The sequence below is a fragment of the Geodermatophilus sp. SYSU D00705 genome (assembly GCF_054050135.1).
The window spans coordinates 118,105-133,750 of the sequence record NZ_JBJGYT010000005.1 but is presented as its reverse complement, the minus strand read 5'-3'; the positions used below and the strand labels follow the sequence as shown (position 1 = coordinate 133,750).

Genomic DNA, 15,646 nt, shown 5'->3' with positions numbered 1-15,646 from the left:
AACCGTTCAGGCGCCGGCCCGGTCGGCCACGACCTGCGCGTAGACCTGCGCGTGCACCGCCCGGACGGCGGCGCGCTGCTCCTCCCGCCAGGCGCGGTCGGCCGGGCGCGGCGCCGGCCGGGTCAGGGCGGCGGCGACCGCGGCGTCCAGCGACACCGGGTCGAACCCGCGCTCCTCGTCGTTGCCGTAGGTGACGACGTCGGACCACTGGTCGGCGAACCAGCCGCAACTGGGGGCGACCACGCGGGTGCCGACGTCCCGGCAGATCTCCAGGTCCGTCGAGTGCGTGCCGCAGCTCTCCGGCAGGACGGCGACGTGCAGCTCCTGCAGCTGTTCGGCCCAGCCGTCGGCCTTGCGCGGCAGGAACTCCAGGGTGTCACCGGCCGCGGGCACCGGAGGCGGCTCGACGCCGTCGTCCAGGAGGACCCGGAGCCGTCCGCCACCGTTCACCGCACCCGACAGCGCGGCCCGCACCAGGCCGGCCGGGTCGGGCACCGCGGGCCCGGGGGCGCACAGGGCCAGGCCGACGAGGCCGCGTTCGGCACCCAGCTCGGGCACCGGGGTCGCGACCGACGGGTGCGCGACGACGATCGCCGTCCGCCCGAAGCGCTCGGCGATCTCGTCGGCCGCGCCGGGGGTGAGGGTGAGCACCACCTCCGCGGTGGCCAGCAGCGCGCCCAGGTGGGCGTCGTGCCGCCGCGGCGAGGCCTGGACGGGGTCGCGCAGCTGGTGCACGGTGGTGACGAGCGGCACGCCGGTGCGGCGCAGGGTCTCCGTCCAGCTCACCATCTCGTCCTCGGGCAGGTGACCGTAGCCGGAGTGCACGTGGACGACGTCGACCTCAGCGGCGTGCGCGGCGAGGTAGGCGGGGTCCAGCCACGGGCTCGGCGCGTGCGCCGGGCCCACCCGGACGACGCCCGAGGGCAGGACGGCGTCGACGTAGGGATCGCCGTGGGGGATGGTCACCACACGGGTCCCCAGGTCGTCGGCAGCGCTCACGCGGTCGTTCTCCTCCTGCCGCGCACTGCGACGGCAGGTGGCGGTGCTCCTCGACGGGATGTGGCCGGACGGGCTTACCCATGATCCGGACGGCGAACCTGTGACATCACCCTCGGTGCGCGCGACCACCCGAAGGAGTCACCCTGCGGGCCCGGCTCAGCGCGGCGCCGCCACCCGCGCGGCCGCCAGGTGAGCGTGCACCAGCGTGATCGCCAGCGCCCCCTCCCCCACGGCCGAGGCGACCCGCTTCACCGAGGTCGACCGCACGTCCCCCGCGGCGAAGACCCCCGGCGTGCTCGTCTCCAGCAGCGCGGGCGGCCGTTCCAGCGGCCAGGCGGGGACGGCGTCGGCCGAGGCCAGCGCGGGCCCGGTCAGCACGAACCCCCACCGGTCGCGGGCCAGCGTGCCGGCCAGCCAGTCGGTGGGTGGTTCGCTGCCGATGAGCAGGAACAGCACACCGGTCTCCTCGGTCTCCCGGCCGCTGTCGAGGTCGCGCACCACGAAGGACTCCAGGAAGTCCGAGCCGCGCCCGTCGACCACCTGCACCCGCGTGCGCACCTCCACGTTGGGCAGCGCGTCCAGCTCGCGGACCAGGTAGTCCGACATCGTGTCGGCCAGGCCCTCGCGGCGCACGAGCATCGTCACCCGCTCGGCGTAGCGGGCCAGGTGCACCGCGGCCTGGCCCGCTGAGTTGCCGCCCCCGACGACGGAGACGTGCCGCCCCCGCATCGCCGGGGCCTCGCTCACCGCCGCCCCGTAGAAGACGCCGCGGCCGACCAGCGCCTCCAGCGACGGGACGCCGATCCGCCGCCAGCGCGCGCCCACGGCCAGGACGACGGTCCGCCCGCGCACCGTCGTCCCGTCGCTGAGGGCGACGGAGTGCAGGCCGTCCTCGGTGTGCAGGCCCGTCGCGTAGCGCATGAAGTGGAACGTGCTGCCGAAGGCCCAGGCCTGCTGGTAGGAGCTGAAGGCCAGCCGGTTGCCGCTGATGCCGGTCGGGAAGCCCGGGTAGTTGCGGATCAGCGAGCTGGTGCCCGCCTGCCCGCCCACCGCCTCGGACTCCAGCACGAGCGTCGCCAGGCCCTCGGAGGCGCCGTAGACGCTCGCTCCCAGCCCCGCGGGGCCGGCGCCCACCACGACCACGTCGTGCACCGTCGCCGGGTCCAGCGGCTCGAACAGGCCGAACGCCTCGGCCAGCTCCAGGTCGCTGGGGTCCTGCAGCACGGTGTGCTCGGGGTGGAAGCGCAGCACGAGCACCGGCAGCCGCGGCTCGTCCAGCCCGAGGCCGGCCAGCAGCGCCCGCCCCTCCGGCGACCCGGCCTCGTAGAAGCCGAGCGGGATGCGGTTGCGGGTCATCTGGTCGCGCAGGTGCTGGGACCGCGGCGCCCAGCGGTCGCCCACCATCCGGACCGCCTCGAAGCCGCCGCCCTGCCGGGCCGACCACTCCTCGATGATCTCGCTGATGGCCCGGTGGAACTCCGCGTCGGCCTGCTCCTCCGGGGCGTAGACCCAGCGGTCGAGCTGACCGAGGGCCAGCGCCTCGAAGATGGGCCGCGCGGTCTCCCACGCCCCCCAGCGGATCAGCGCGACGGCCAGCGCGCCCGGGTGGTCGGTGTGCAGCGCCCGCAGGATCGCCAGGCCGTCGGGGTCGGCCGCGCCCAGCCCGCCGAGGAGGGCGGTCACCGGCGGGTTCCCCCAGCCGGCCAGCGCGGCCGGGACCTCCGAGGGCCGGATGCAGGCGATCACCACGTAGTCGCCCCCGTAGCGCCGCTTGAGCTCGCGGACGGTCTCCAGCCGCGGCGTCTCGTCCCGGCACACGACGACCAGCGCGCCCCGGGGGTGGCCGTCAACCACGCCGCGCCCCGGGCTCGACCGCGGCCAGCCGCCAGCCGGCCGCCCCCGTGCCGACCACGGCGGCCACCATGACGGCGAACACCCACGCGGCGGGGTCCGACCACGCCACGGTGCCGGAGTACCGGGCCACCGCGACGGCGACCAGGACGCCGAAGACGGTGTAGGCGATCGCCGCCGTCCGCAGCCGCTGCAGGTCCCCGGCGACCGCCGCCAGCGCCGTCGCCACGCCGAACGCGAGCAGCCAGGCCCCGACGACGCGCGCGGTGAACGGGGTCAGGCGCCACGGCCACAGCCCGGTGGCCGTCGCCGGGGCCACGGACAGCGCCGCGCCGACGACCAGCAGGACGCCGGACTCGACGGCGAGGGCGGCGCGCAGCACGCCGGGCACCGGGTGGCGGGGTGGGGGGTCGAGCCCGGGTGCCCGCTCCTGCCACCAGATCAGCGCGACCATGCCCACCGGGACGACGACGTAGACGGCCAGCCAGAACCAGGCCGCGACCTTCGGCAGCAGCGGCAGCCCGCCGAAGTCGTCGTCGAAGTGCATCCGGTTCACGTGCACGAGCGTGGCCACGAGGGTCAGGACGACGAAGACCAGGATCGTCAGCAGCGGCACCCGCGTGCGCGCCCAGACGCCGTCCCGCAGCGACAGGACGACCAGCACGCAGCCCGCGGCGTACCCCGCGCCGAGGAACGCCGCGGTGAGCGGCGGCTGGATGGTCCACGCGAAGGTCTCGTCGGTCTGCCCGGAGAGCACGAACAGCGCGCCCACGGCCAGCGCGGTGAGCACCGCGAAGACCACGAGCAGGACGCGCATCGCGGGCAGCAGCCGACGGACCGGGACCGCCGGAGACTCGGGGCGCGTGGCAGTCGAGTCCACTCGGCCTCCCGTGGGCATCGGCCCCCGTGTTCCGCTCTCGGACGGGGGCATCACACCACCGCTCCCGGACGCTGTCACGGCATTTCCGCCCGTTCCCCGCGTCCCTAGACTCGCGGGGACAGCGCCGACCCCCCGGCGCCGCCGTCGGCGCCCGCCGGGAGGTGTCCGTGGCCGGAAGGGAACCGGCGACCGACGACGCCCCGGCGCCGATCGCCACCCCCGACCAGCGGCTGCGGGTCTTCGTCTCCTCGACGATGGAGGAACTGGCCGTTGAACGGCGGGCCGTGCGCGCGGCGGTGACGCGGATGCGGCTGACCCCCGTGCTGTTCGAGCTGGGCGCGCGGCCGCATCCCCCGCGCGACCTGTACCGCGCGTACCTCTCGCAGAGCGACGTCTTCGTCGGCATCTACGGGGAGCGCTACGGGTGGGTCGCGCCCGGGATGGACGTCTCCGGGCTGGAGGACGAGTACGACCTGTCGCGGTCCAAGCCGCGGCTGCTCTACGTCCGCCGCGGAGCTCCGCGCCGCGAGCCCCGGCTGGCCGAGCTCATCACCCGCATCCAGGCCGAGAGCGGTGCCTCCACCACGCCCTACGACGACCCCGAGCAGCTGGCCGAGCTCGTCGCCGACGACCTGGCGGTGCTGCTCACCGAGCGGTTCGCCGCACCCCGCCCGCGGCCGCCGGGCCTGTCCGCCGGGTGGCTGCCCACCCCGCCCACGCCGATGGTGGACCGGTCGGCCGAGCTGGAGCTGGTGACCGGCCTGCTCGCGGACCCCGCGGTGCGCCTGGTGACCCTCACCGGCCCGGGCGGCACCGGCAAGACCCGCCTCGCGCTGGCCGCCGCCGAGCGGGTCGTGCCGGACCGGGACGCCGTCTGGTGGATCGACCTCGCGCCGCTGCGCGACCCGGGCGAGGTGCCGGTGGCGGTCGCCGCCGCGCTGGGCGTCACCGCCGAGGGCCGCCGTCCCCTGATCGACCTGGTCGCCGAGCGGCTGGCGGGGCTGCGCGCCCTGCTGGTGGTGGACAACGCCGAACAGGTGCTGGACGCCGCCCCCGCGGCCGCGCCGCTGCTGGCCCGCTGCCCTGGCACGCAGCTGCTCGTGACCAGCCGGGCGGTCCTCGGCCTGCGCGGCGAGCACGACGTCCCGCTCGGCCCGCTCGCCGTTCCCCTGGCCGCCGAGGACCGGCCCGAGCGGGTGCGGGACGCGCCGGCCGTGGCGCTGTTCGCCGCCCGCGCCCAGCGCGCCGACCCGTCCTTCGCCGTCACCGACGCGACCGCCGCGACCGTCGCCGAGGTGGTCCGCCGGCTCGACGGGCTGCCGCTGGCGGTCGAGCTGGCCGCCGCCCGCGTGCGGACCCTCCCCCCGGCCGCGCTGCTGCGCCGGCTGGACCGCGCCCTCGACCTGCGCGGACCCGACGTCGACGCGCCGGACAGGCACCGCACCCTGCGGCAGACGATCGCCTGGAGCCACGACCTGCTCACCGAGCCGGAGCGCGCCCTGCTCGCCCGGCTGTCGATCTGCGCCGGCGGCTTCACGCTCGACACCGCCGAGGCGATCGGCGCGGCCGACGACGACCTCGACGTCCTCGAGGGGCTGTCCTCGCTGGTGGGCCACAGCCTGGTCAGCCCCGCCGACGCCGGCGCCGCCGAGCCGCGGTTCCGGATGCTGGGCCTGGTGCGCGCCTTCGCCGCCGAGCGGCTGCGCGAGCGCGGCGAGGAGGAGGACACCCGGAGCCGGCTGGCCGCCCACCTCGCGGAGTTCGCCCGGGAGGCGGGCGCGGGGCTGTCCGGCCCGGAGCACCGGCTGTGGCTGGCCCGGCTGGAGGCCGAGGCGGCCGACCTGCAGGCCGCCCTGCGCTGGGCGGTGGACGGCGACCGCGCCGAGCTGGCCGTCCGGCTGACCGCGCCGCTGGCCCGGTGGTGGTGGGCGCGGGGGCTGCTCGTGGACATGGCGGAGCTCGCCGAGCGCACCGCGGCCCTGCCCTCGGCCGCGCACCTGGCCCGGGGGCCGGCCGGCCGGCTGCTCTGGGCGCGGGCGGCCACCCGGATCGCGCTCGGCCGCGTCCCGGAGGCCCGGCCGCTGATGGAGCGCCTGGTCGCCGACGCCCGGGCGCACGGCGACGCCTGGCTGCTCGGCCACGGGCTCAACGGCCTGGCGATGACCCTCCCGCCGGGCGACCCGGAGCTGGCCTCCACCCTGGACGCGGCGGGGGCGGCGCTGCGGGACAGCGGCGACAGCTGGTCGGTGGCCCTCGTGCAGCTGTTCCGGGGCGCGGTCGCCGTCCTCGCGGGGGACGTCGCGGAGGCGGCGCGGCTGCACCGGGAGGCCCTGGAGGGGGCCCGCGCGGTCGGGGACGACCACCTCGCGGCCTGGCTCGCCGACCAGCTCGCCCTCGACGCGCTCATGGCCGGGGACCTGCCCGCCGCGCGGGCCTCCCTCGGCGAGGCCGCGACCCTGCACCGGCGGGACCACGACCTGGAGGGGCTCGCCTACTGCCTGGACGGCCTGGCCGGGCTCGCGCTGGCCCGCGGGGACGCGCCCCTGGCCGCCCGGCTCATCGGCGCCGCCGCGGCCACGCGCGCCCGCACCGGCATCGCCGTCTGGCCGCCCATGCAGCCGCTCGGTCGGCGGCTGGACGACGCCGTGACCGCCGCCCTCGGCCCCGAGGAGGACCGCCGGCAGCGGGCCGCGGGAGCGCTGCTGGACCCGTGGGCCGCGCTGGACGAGGGCCTCGCCGCCGGCTGAGCGGGGTTCAGTCGCGTGCCGCCCGCGCGGCGGCGTAGGCCGGGCCGCGGAAGCGGGCCATCGGGCCGTCGGGCACCAGCCCCGGCGGCGGGTTCCGGACGGCGTCGAAGCGCAGGTCGGGGTCGCGCCCGGCCACCGGGCCCAGCAGGCGCAGCCGGCCGAACGCGTGCCACGGGCCGAGGCCCCGGGAGACGGCGAGGGTGAACACCGGCCGGCCGACGGCGATCGCGGCGGCCAGCGGCTCCGGCTCGCTCGGCAGGGACGCCGGGGACTCCGGCCAGGCCGCGAGGTGCAGGGTCCCCGCGTCGGACCGGTACCCCATGATCGAGGAGTAGCTGGTCGCGGCGTCCCGCCGGAACGCCGGCACGAAGCGGGTCAGCCGGCCCCGCCCCGTGCTGGACAGCAGCAGGTCGACCGGTGGGTCGCCGGGCACGCGCACCGCGAGGCCCAGCAGGTCCGGCAGCGCGGCGGGCAGCCCCGCCCCCCGGGACAGCCGCGCCAGCACCGGCCGGCTGCCCGGCCCGGCCAGCCAGGACACCGCGTCGGCCTCCGGGCCGCCGGTGCGCTCGAGGACGGCGTCGACGACGATCCCGCGCGGGTGCATCGGCTTGCCGGAGCGCAGGTGGGCCAGCGCGGCCAGGGGGACGGCGACGGCGCGTCCGGCGGTCCGGGGCAGGTCGGGCACGGGGTCCTCCTGTCGACGACGTCCACAGCCCATACCCCGCCGGACGAGGACCGGTGCACCTGCAGTGGTCGACCAGTGACGGGTGTGACGAACGGGTCGCGGTCCGGCAGATCCTGTGCAACCGCCGATCGACGTCGGTCGGTATTCGCCCTGTGGTCGGAGCGGTCCGGCACATACGTTCAGGACATGTTCACGACGCTCCTGGTGATCGGCGGGGTCCTCGTCGGACTGGTCGCCCTGCTCGCGCTCATCGTCAACCTGAGCGCCCGTCCGGCCACCCGGGGATCCGCGCAGTCCGCCGGGAGCCCGGGGTGGGTCGCCGCCACCGGCCGCAGCCACCCCGACGCGTGGTCCGAGCCGGTGCCGACCTCGGAGATCCCGGCCGCGCGCTGAACACACCCTGACCCGGCGTCCCGGCGGCTGCGGACAGCGCGCCGCCGGGACGCTCCGGCCGTTCCGGATCGACTGTTCCGGAACGTCCCCGTGCGCGATGATCGGACTGCGTCGACAGGCTCACTCCGGGTGGCTCGGCGCCGGCGAGGTCGAGCATGGTCGGTTCGCACACCGCTCAGGCGGCACGGGGGCGTCCCCACCGCCGGCTGCGGGCCGCCGGGCTGCTGCTCCTCGCACTCCCGCTGGCCGGCACGCTCGTCGCGGCCCTGCTGACCCCCTGGATCGTCGGCCCCGGCGTGCTCGCCAGCAGCTCGGCGTCCCTGCTGGCACCGCTGCCCGTGGAGCTGACCGACGACACCCCGGCGGGCAACACCGTCGTCCTCGCCGCCGACGGGTCGGTGGTCACGTACTTCTACCGGAACAACCGGACCCCCGTGGCCGCCGACCGGATCGCCGACGTCATGGAGCAGGCGCTGGTCGACATCGAGGACTCGCGCTTCTACGAGCACAACGGCCTCGACGTCGAGGGGACGATGCGCGCCCTGGTCCGCAACGCCACCGCGGGATCGGTGCAGGAGGGCGGGTCGACCATCACCCAGCAGCTGGTCAAGCAGACCCTGCTGCAGACCGCCGTCACCCCCGAGGACCGGCAGGCGGCCACCGAGCAGACGCTGGGCCGCAAGCTGCGCGAGGCGCGGCTGGCCCTCGCCCTGGAGGAGACCTATCCCAAGGAGGAGATCCTCACCCGTTACCTGAACATCGTGTACTTCGGCGAGGGCGCCTACGGCGTGCAGGCCGCGGCTCAGGCCTACTTCGGGGTGGACGCCGCCGACCTGACCCTCCCGCAGGCGGCCATGCTGGCCGGGCTGGTGCAGAACCCGACGAGCGACAGCCCCCTGGCCGACCCCGAGCGGGGCCGTGAGCGGCGCGACCAGGTGCTCGAGCGGATGCACGAGCTCGGGCACATCACCGACCAGGAGCTGGCCGACGTCTCGGCGACGCCCGTGGAGACCGCGCCCGCCCCGGCGCCGCCCAACGGCTGCGTCAGCGCGTTCCTCGGGGGCTTCTTCTGCGACTACCTCCAGCGCCACCTCACCGAGATCCTCGACATCTCCCAGGAACGGCTGGAGGACGGCGGGCTGACCATCCGCACCACCCTGCGGCCGGACGTCCAGCGGTCCGGGGACGCCGCGGTGCTGGCCAGCCTGCCGATGGGCGACCCGCTCGCCGCGATCTTCACCGCCGTCGAGCCGGGCACCGGCCACGTGCAGGCCATGAGCATCAACCGGGTCTTCGGCTACGACGCCGCCGACCCGGCGCAGGAGTCGGTGAACCTCAACCTGGTCGCCAGCCAGGGCGCCGGCTCCACCTACAAGGTGTTCGTCGCCGCCGCGGCCCTCGACCGCGGGATCCCGCCGTCCCACGTCATCACGGCCCCGAGCCCCTACGTGTCGAGCGTCTACCGCAACGGCACGGCGCCCTACACCGTGGAGAACGTCGGTGACATGCCGCCGACCCTCAGCATGACCGAGGCGCTGATCCGCTCCTCCAACACCTACTTCGTGGCCCTCGAGGACCAGCTGGGCAGCGTGGAGGGGCCGGTGCGGATGGCCCAGCGGATGGGCCTGTTCTCGCTCGACCCGGTGGCCGACGAGGTCATCGCGGAGAACCGCGGCTCGTTCACCCTCGGCGCCGAGGCGACCAGCCCGCTGGCGCTGGCCAGCGCCTACTCGACGCTCGGCGCGAACGGCACCCGGTGCGTGCCCACGCCGGTCACCGAGATCCTGGACCGGAACGGCCAGCCGTTGACCAGGGACGACGGGACGCCGGTGCCCACCGGCGACGACTGCACCCCCGAGGCCGTGCCGCCGGCGGTCGCGACGACGCTGAACCAGATCCTGGTCGGCGACACCGCGCTGCCCATCGGCACCGGCACCCGCGCCGCCGTCCCCGACCACCAGGTCGCGGGCAAGACCGGCACCAGCCAGGACCGCTTCTCGGTGGCCTTCGTCGGCTACACCCCGCGCTACGCGGCCAGCGTGATGGTCCTCAACCCCAAGCAGAACCAGGACGTCGGCGGCTTCGGCGGCGGCCGGGGTGCCCAGGTGTGGCACGACGCCATGCGGCCGATCCTCACCGCCGGCCCGCCGGTCCCCTTCCCGCCGCCGGGCATCCCCGTCGAACCGCCACCACCACCGCCACCGCCCCCGCCTGCCTGAGGGTCACGACGCCGTCATCAGCTCGGCGGCCCGCTCGCCGATCATGACCGCGGTCGCCGCCGGGCCCCGCGAGGTCACCCGCGGCATGACCGAGGTGTCGACCACCCGCAGCCCCTCGACCCCCCGCACCCGCAGGTGCTGGTCGACCACCGCGCCGGGGTCGCCGTCCGGTCCCATGCGCGCCGTCCCGGCCAGGTGGACGGCGGTGGCCAGGTGCCGGCCGATCCAGCGGTCCAGCTCGCGGTCGTCGGCCAGGACGTCGTCGGGCAGGCCGGTCCGCTCGGCCACCAGCGGGGCCAGGGACGGCGCCCGCAGCAGCTCGGCCGCCAGCCGGACCACCTCCCGCATCCGCCGGCGGTCGGAGGCCTCGGTCAGGTAGCGGTACTCCAGGCGCGGCTGCACGCGCGGGTCGGTGGAGGTCAGGCTCAGCCGGCCACGGCTGTCCTCGGCCTGCAGCGCCACCCCGACGAACAGGTCGTCGCGGCGCCGCGCGGTGTCGACCAGCCGGTGCAGCGAGGCCCCGCGCAGGGCCCGCAGGGTGGCGGCCGGGCGGCGCAGCGCGCCGGCGACCCCCGCGGACGAGCGGCTGACCATCACCCGGCTGAACGGCTTGAGCCACGGCATGACCTCGAGGTCGCCGGGGGTGGTGCCGCCGTCGGAGGTGGTGTGGAGGACCCCGTGCAGCGGGTGGAGGTCCCGCGGCATCGGCAGCCGGCGGGCCGGCCGGTAGGTCACGTAGAGGTCGGGGTGGTCGGTGAACCGGGCCCCGACGCCGGGCACGTCGGCCACCACGTGCAGGCCCAGCGCGCGCAGGTCGTCGGCCGGGCCGATGCCCGACAGCAGGAGCAGGTGCGGCGAGCCGACCGCGCCCGCGCTGAGCACCACCTCGCCGGCCCGCACGACGCCCTCGGCGGTCTCCACCCCCACGGCCCGGCCACCCTCGACGACGACCCGCCGCACGTGCACGCCGCCCCGCACGGTCAGCCCCGGGTGCCCCCGCCGCGGGGAGAGGTAGGCCATCGCGGTGTTGGTCCGCACCCCGTCGGCCACGTTCAGCGGCACCGGCCCGTACCCGGGCGCGCCGTCGGCGTTCTTGTCCGGCTCGGCCGGGAACCCCAGCTCCGCCGCCGCGGCGGCGAAGGCGTCGGCGAGGGGGTGCCCGGCCCGCGGACGCCGGACCGGCACCGGACCCGCGCTGCCGTGCCCCGGCCGGTCGCCGTACTCCCGGTCGGCCTCCAGGCGGACGAAGGCCGGCAGCACCCGGTCGGCCGACCACAGGTCGTTGCCCTCGCCCGCCCAGCCGTCGAAGTCGGCGCGGGTGCCGCGGATGAAGTAGCCGCCGTTGATCGCACTCGAGCCGCCCACCACCCGGCCGCGCGGCACCGGGAAGGTGACCTCCTCGGTGAGCACCCCCGTGTGGTCCCAGTTCGCGGGGTGCCCGGGCACGGCGGCGCCCATCGTGGCCGCGTCGCGCAGCACCGTCGGGAAGTCCGCGGGCCGGGCGTGGTCGGCGCCGGCCTCCAGCACCAGGACGCGGCGGCCGGCGTCGGCCAGGCGGGCCGCCAGCGGTGCGCCCGACGTCCCGGCGCCCACGACGACGACGTCCCACTCGGGTGGCGTCACAGCCCCAGGACCCGCGGCAGGTCCAGCCTGCGCACCTTGCCCGTCGAGGTGCGGGGCAGCTCGGCGACCGGGTGCAGGCTCTTGGGCCGCTTGGCGGGGCTCAGCCGCTCCCGCACCCAGGCGGCCAGCTCGGCGGGCTCCGCGGTGCCGACGTAGGCGGCGACCACCCGCTGGCCCCACTGCTCGTCGGGCACGCCCACGACCGCGCACTCCACGACCCCGGGATGGGCGTCGAGCACCGCCTCCACCTCCGCGGGGTAGACGTTGACCCCGCCGGAGATCACCAGGTCCTCGCGGCGGCCGTCGAGCCACACGACACCGTCGTCGTCCACCCGGCCGAGGTCGCCGACGGTCACCCGGTCGCCCCGCCAGGCCGCCGCCGTCTTCTCCGGCGCGCGCCAGTACTCGAACCGGGCCCACCGCGGCACCGCGCACCACAGCTGCCCGCGCTCGTCGGTCTCCAGCCGTCGTCCCGGCCGGGCGCGGCCCACGCTCCCGGGGCGGGCCAGCCAGTCGCCGGGCGAGCAGACGGTGAACTGCGCCTCCGTGGAGCCGTAGAACTCCCACACGCTGCCCTCGGGCAGGGCCGCCAGCACCGCCCGCTTGAGCGGCTCGGGGCAGGGCGCGCCGGCGTGCACGAGACGGCGGAAGGAGGACCAGTCGACGTCGTCGCGGGCGACCAGGCGCTGCAGGTGCGTGGGCACGCAGAAGGCCGTGGTGGGCCGCAGCGTGGAGATCGCCGCCGCCGCGCGGGCCGCGTCGAACGGGCCCAGCAGCAGCACCTCCCCACCGGCGAGCAGGGTGTGCACCGCGAAGCGCAGCGGCGCCGAGTGGTGCAGCGGGGAGAGCACCAGGTGCCGGTCAGCGGGGCCGAAGCCCCACAGGTCGATCTCCTCCGCGGCCAGCGCGCGGGCGTCGTCCTCGGCCAGCACGCCGGACCACACGCCCTTGCGCCGGCCGGTCGTGCCCGACGTGTAGTGCATCGGCCGGGCCAGCGGGACGTCGGCCAGCTCGGCCTCCGCCGTCCCGGCGAGCAGCCGCTCCGGCTCGCCGCCGACGTCCAGCCGCGGATCGGCGTCGGCGGCCAGCCCGGCCCGCTCGGCGGCCGGCAGGGCGGGGTCGAGCACGACCGGGACCACCCCGGTGCGCAGCGCGCCGAGGACGACGGCGAGCAGCGCGGGGGAGGAGGACGCCGACACCAGCAGCCGGTCGCCCGGGACCAGGCCCTCGGCCCGCAGCGCGGCCGCGGCGCGCCGCTGGTCGCGCTCGGCGTCCGCGGCCCGGACCACGGCGGCGCCGGTCACGCCGTCCGCACCGGCCCGTCGAGCCGGCCCTCGACCCGGCCCTCGGCGAGCAGCTTGACCAGGGTCGCCCGGGTCGATTGGGCGGCGGCCGGCCACACGATCCGGGGGACCTCCGCGTACACGGTCGCGACGAGCTCGTCGACGGTCCGCGGCCCGTCGGCCAGCGCGGCGAGCAGCTGCTCCTCCCGCATCGCGCGGTGCGCCAGGTAGAAGTCCAGGACCGCGCCCGGGTCCTCGGTGAGCTCCGGGCCGTGCCCGCAGTACAGCGCGCTCGGGCCCAGATCGTGCACCCGGCGCAGCGACTCCAGGTAGGCCAGCACGTCGCCCTCCGGGTGGGTGACCACCGAGGTGCCGCGGCCGAGCACGTGGTCGCCCACGAGCACCGCCCCGGACTCCAGCCGGAACGCCAGGTGGTCGGCGGTGTGCCCCGGCGTGGGGACGACGTCCAGCGGCGTGCCGGCCAGCGTCAGCCGCTCCCCCGGCGCCAGCACCCGGCCGCCCGGGCCCGCGACGCGCGGGTCGGCCGCGGCCACCGGGACGCCGAACCGGGCGCCCCACGGCAGCGCGGCCTCGGCGTGGTCGCCGTGGTGGTGGGTGACGAGCACGGCGACGCAGCGGGCGCCCCGGTCGCCCAGGGCCGCCTCGACGGCCGCGAGGTGCGCCGGGTCGTCCGGGCCCGGGTCGACGAGGACGGCCTGGCCGGTGCCCGGGGCGCCCACCACGTAGGTGTTGGTGCCGTCGAGGGTCATCGGCGAGGGGTTGGGCGCCAGCACGCGGGTCACCAGGGGCTCCAGGACCGCCGTGCGCGGCAGCTCGCCGGGCGCCGGGAGGTCCCAGCTGGTGCGCGGGTCGGCCGGGGTGTGCACGACCGGCACCGTAGCCCGCGGGTCGCACGGCGGGCGCGCACAGCGGTTAGCGTTCGGCCATGCGAGTGCCCGCCTCCCTCGTCCGATCGGCCGTCACCGCGGCCGCGGCCGCCGTCCTGCTCACCGCATGCGGCGGGTCCGGGGACGACGAGCCGGCCGCCTCGCCGAGCACCTCGTCGTCGTCCGCCGCCACCACCAGCGAGCCGGCGCAGACCCCGGCCCCCGACCCGGCGGCCGCGGAGTTCTGCTCCCAGGTGACGACGGCCTTCGCCACCTTCAGCAGCCTGCAGACGGCCACCCCGGCGGAGCTGGCCGGCAACCTGCCGCAGATCGTGGGCGCGCTGGAGCAGGTGGAGCCGCCCGCCGAGATCGCCGGTGACTGGGAGGCGTTCGTCGGCAGCCTGCGGCAGCTCGGCGCCACCGCGGCGACGCTGGACCTCAGCACCCCCGAGGGGCAGCAGCAGCTCGCGCAGGCCGAGCAGCAGCTCACCCAGGACCTCGGCCCCGCGCAGACCAACCTGCTCGGCTACATCTCCACCAACTGCGGGCTCGGCGGCGCCGCCCCGACGAGTTGAGGAAGGCCCCTGCCCCCCACCGTGGAAGGACCCCGTCCTCCTCACCCCTCGCAGGCTCGGGGTGAGCCTCGGGACGGGGCCGCGAGCCCCTGCAGAGGGCCGTTCAGCAGCCGCTGATGCTCACGCCGCGGGCACGCATCCACGGCACCGGGTCGACCTGGCTGCCGTACATGGCCCCGCTCGGGTGCACCTCGAAGTGCAGGTGCGGCCCGGTCGACTGCCCGCGGTTGCCGACCTCGGCGATCTGCTCGCCGGCCACCACCCGCTCGCCGGCCCGGACGAAGTACCGGTTGACGTGGCCGTAGACGGTGATCGCGCCGTCGTCGCCGCGGACGTAGACCGCGTAGCCGAAGCCGGTCGCGGTGCCGGCGCGCTGCACGACACCGGAGTGGGCCGCGTAGATCGGGGTGCCGATCGGGGCGGCGATGTCGACGCCGCCGTGCAGGGCGCCCCAGCGCCAGCCGAAGCAGCTGGAGGTGCGGCCGGAGGTGGGCTTCACGTACGGGCCGGAGCCACCCGAGCCCCCTGACGGCGCGGCCGCCCCGCCACTGGTGGAGGCGGCGGACCGGGCCGCGGCGGCCGCGGCGGCGGCCTCCTCGGCGGCACGGCGGGCGGCCGCGGCGGCCGCGGCCTCCTCGGCGGCCTTCTGCTGCTGCCACTGCTGGTAGGCGTCGCGGGCGCCCTGCAGCTCGAGGAGCTTGATCTGGGCGGCCTGCAGCTGCTGGTCGTAGTCGGCCTTCTGCGCGGCGACCTGGTCGTAGGCGGCCCGCTGGGCGGCCAGCTGGCCGTCGGCGGCGGCCTTGGCCTCCTCCGCCGCGGCCTCCGCGGCGGCCATCTGGTCGCGGGCCGAGCGGGCGGCGGAGTCGGCGTTGGCCTGCTGGACACGGGCGATCTCGAGCTGGCCGAGGACGTCGATCTGGTTGTCGGAGACGTAGTCGATCATCGCGGCCCGCTGGACCAGCTCGGCCGGCCCCTCGGCGTCCAGCAGCACCGCGGCGGTGGACAGCGTGCTGCCGTTCATGTAGCTGTCGCGGGAGAAGCCGGCGATGCGGGAGGTGGCCGCGGTGACGGCGTCGGCCGCGACCTGCAGCTCGGCCGCCGTCCGCTCGGCGGCCTCCTGCGCCTGGGCGAGGGCCTCCTCGGCGGCCAGGTAGGCGGCGCCGGCGGCCTCGGCCTGGACGGCGTAGCGCTCCAGCTGCCCCTCCGCCTCGGCGACGAGGGCGGCGATCCGGCCCACCTCGGCGGCGGCGGCGTCCTGGGCCGACTGCGCCTGGCCGATCTCGGTGTCGGTCGGGTTGGGCGGCGGCGCCGGGACGGCACCGGCGGGGGCGGCGGTGCCGACCAGGACCACTCCGGTCACGGCGCCGGCGAGCAGGGCCCGCACGGCACCGGCACGCGTCCACGAGCGGGACGCCGCGACCCCGGAGGGGACGGACGCGCGCCGGCGGGGACGGCTGTGCAGCATGACGCTCCCTGGGGAAGAGGGGGGCGGGGGGGCCGACGC

At 77.0% G+C, this 15,646-nt stretch carries 12 protein-coding genes; 4 read left to right on the top strand and 8 right to left on the bottom strand.

From position 1 onward, the window contains the following. Positions 1–6: 6 nt before the first annotated feature. From ACI78Q_RS06140 to ACI78Q_RS06130, 3 genes are all read right to left on the bottom strand, one after another. Complete coding sequence (locus ACI78Q_RS06140) at positions 7–999, bottom strand: glycosyltransferase (protein WP_456922437.1); 993 nt, start codon at positions 997–999, stop codon at positions 7–9. A 156-nt stretch (positions 1,000–1,155) separates the two neighbouring features. Then, positions 1,156–2,853, bottom strand: a complete 1,698-nt coding sequence (locus ACI78Q_RS06135) for an NAD(P)/FAD-dependent oxidoreductase (protein WP_456922436.1) — start codon at positions 2,851–2,853, stop codon at positions 1,156–1,158. Next, entirely contained in the window at positions 2,846–3,667 is an 822-nt protein-coding gene (locus ACI78Q_RS06130; protein ID WP_456922435.1) for a hypothetical protein, read from the bottom strand. The genes ACI78Q_RS06135 and ACI78Q_RS06130 overlap by 8 nt, the downstream gene beginning before the upstream one ends. A 230-nt stretch (positions 3,668–3,897) precedes the next feature. On the opposite strand from ACI78Q_RS06130, the gene ACI78Q_RS06125 reads away from it, so the two are divergent. After that, positions 3,898–6,477 carry an ATP-binding protein gene (locus ACI78Q_RS06125; protein ID WP_456922434.1) on the top strand — a complete coding sequence of 860 codons (2,580 nt, stop codon included), beginning with the start codon at positions 3,898–3,900 and terminating at the stop codon, positions 6,475–6,477. A gap of 7 nt (positions 6,478–6,484) precedes the next feature. Here the strand turns inward: ACI78Q_RS06125 and ACI78Q_RS06120 are convergent, their stop codons facing one another. Next, positions 6,485–7,162 carry a phosphodiesterase gene (locus tag ACI78Q_RS06120; protein ID WP_456922433.1) on the bottom strand — a complete coding sequence of 226 codons (678 nt, stop codon included), beginning with the start codon at positions 7,160–7,162 and terminating at the stop codon, positions 6,485–6,487. Between the two features lie 186 nt (positions 7,163–7,348). Here ACI78Q_RS06120 and ACI78Q_RS06115 point away from each other — a divergent pair, with 186 nt between their 5' ends. Both ACI78Q_RS06115 and ACI78Q_RS06110 read left to right on the top strand, forming a co-directional pair. Next, positions 7,349–7,555 (top strand): hypothetical protein, encoded by a 207-nt coding sequence (locus ACI78Q_RS06115; protein WP_456922432.1) that lies wholly within the window; start codon positions 7,349–7,351, stop codon positions 7,553–7,555. A gap of 155 nt (positions 7,556–7,710) precedes the next feature. Then, a complete protein-coding gene (locus tag ACI78Q_RS06110; RefSeq protein WP_456922431.1) occupies positions 7,711–9,774 on the top strand; it encodes a transglycosylase domain-containing protein in 2,064 nt (687 codons plus the stop codon). Positions 9,775–9,777: 3 nt separating this feature from the next. On the opposite strand, the gene mftG is transcribed toward ACI78Q_RS06110, so the two are convergent. The 3 genes from mftG to ACI78Q_RS06095 are packed head-to-tail and all read right to left on the bottom strand — an operon-like array spanning position 9,778 to position 13,567. Continuing rightward, complete coding sequence (gene mftG, locus ACI78Q_RS06105) at positions 9,778–11,397, bottom strand: mycofactocin dehydrogenase MftG (protein WP_456922430.1); 1,620 nt, start codon at positions 11,395–11,397, stop codon at positions 9,778–9,780. Further along, positions 11,394–12,701: a class I adenylate-forming enzyme family protein gene (locus ACI78Q_RS06100; RefSeq protein ID WP_456922429.1), complete on the bottom strand. Its 1,308-nt coding sequence runs from the start codon at positions 12,699–12,701 to the stop codon at positions 11,394–11,396. The genes mftG and ACI78Q_RS06100 overlap by 4 nt, the downstream gene beginning before the upstream one ends. Next, positions 12,698–13,567, bottom strand: coding sequence for an MBL fold metallo-hydrolase (locus ACI78Q_RS06095; protein WP_456922428.1), 870 nt, complete (start codon positions 13,565–13,567; stop codon positions 12,698–12,700). Before ACI78Q_RS06095 ends, ACI78Q_RS06100 begins: the two co-directional genes overlap by 4 nt. A 59-nt stretch (positions 13,568–13,626) precedes the next feature. Here ACI78Q_RS06095 and ACI78Q_RS06090 point away from each other — a divergent pair, with 59 nt between their 5' ends. Further along, positions 13,627–14,142 carry a hypothetical protein gene (locus ACI78Q_RS06090; protein WP_456922427.1) on the top strand — a complete coding sequence of 172 codons (516 nt, stop codon included), beginning with the start codon at positions 13,627–13,629 and terminating at the stop codon, positions 14,140–14,142. 103 nt (positions 14,143–14,245) lie between these two features. Here ACI78Q_RS06090 and ACI78Q_RS06085 read toward each other — a convergent pair whose 3' ends face one another. After that, the gene (locus tag ACI78Q_RS06085) at positions 14,246–15,607 is read right to left on the bottom strand and encodes a M23 family metallopeptidase (protein WP_456922426.1); all 1,362 of its coding nucleotides are present in this window, start codon (positions 15,605–15,607) and stop codon (positions 14,246–14,248) included. Positions 15,608–15,646 lie beyond the last annotated feature (39 nt).

Bases quoted from the DNA above. Each gene is read 5' to 3' on its own strand.
- ACI78Q_RS06130 (WP_456922435.1), bottom strand. From the start codon at position 3,667: ATGCGCGTCCTGCTCGTGGTCTTCGCGGTGCTCACCGCGCTGGCCGTG.
- ACI78Q_RS06115 (WP_456922432.1), top strand. From the start codon at position 7,349: ATGTTCACGACGCTCCTGGTGATCGGCGGGGTCCTCGTCGGACTGGTC.
- ACI78Q_RS06110 (WP_456922431.1), top strand. From the start codon at position 7,711: ATGGTCGGTTCGCACACCGCTCAGGCGGCACGGGGGCGTCCCCACCGC.
- ACI78Q_RS06090 (WP_456922427.1), top strand. From the start codon at position 13,627: ATGCGAGTGCCCGCCTCCCTCGTCCGATCGGCCGTCACCGCGGCCGCG.
- ACI78Q_RS06085 (WP_456922426.1), bottom strand. From the start codon at position 15,607: ATGCTGCACAGCCGTCCCCGCCGGCGCGCGTCCGTCCCCTCCGGGGTC.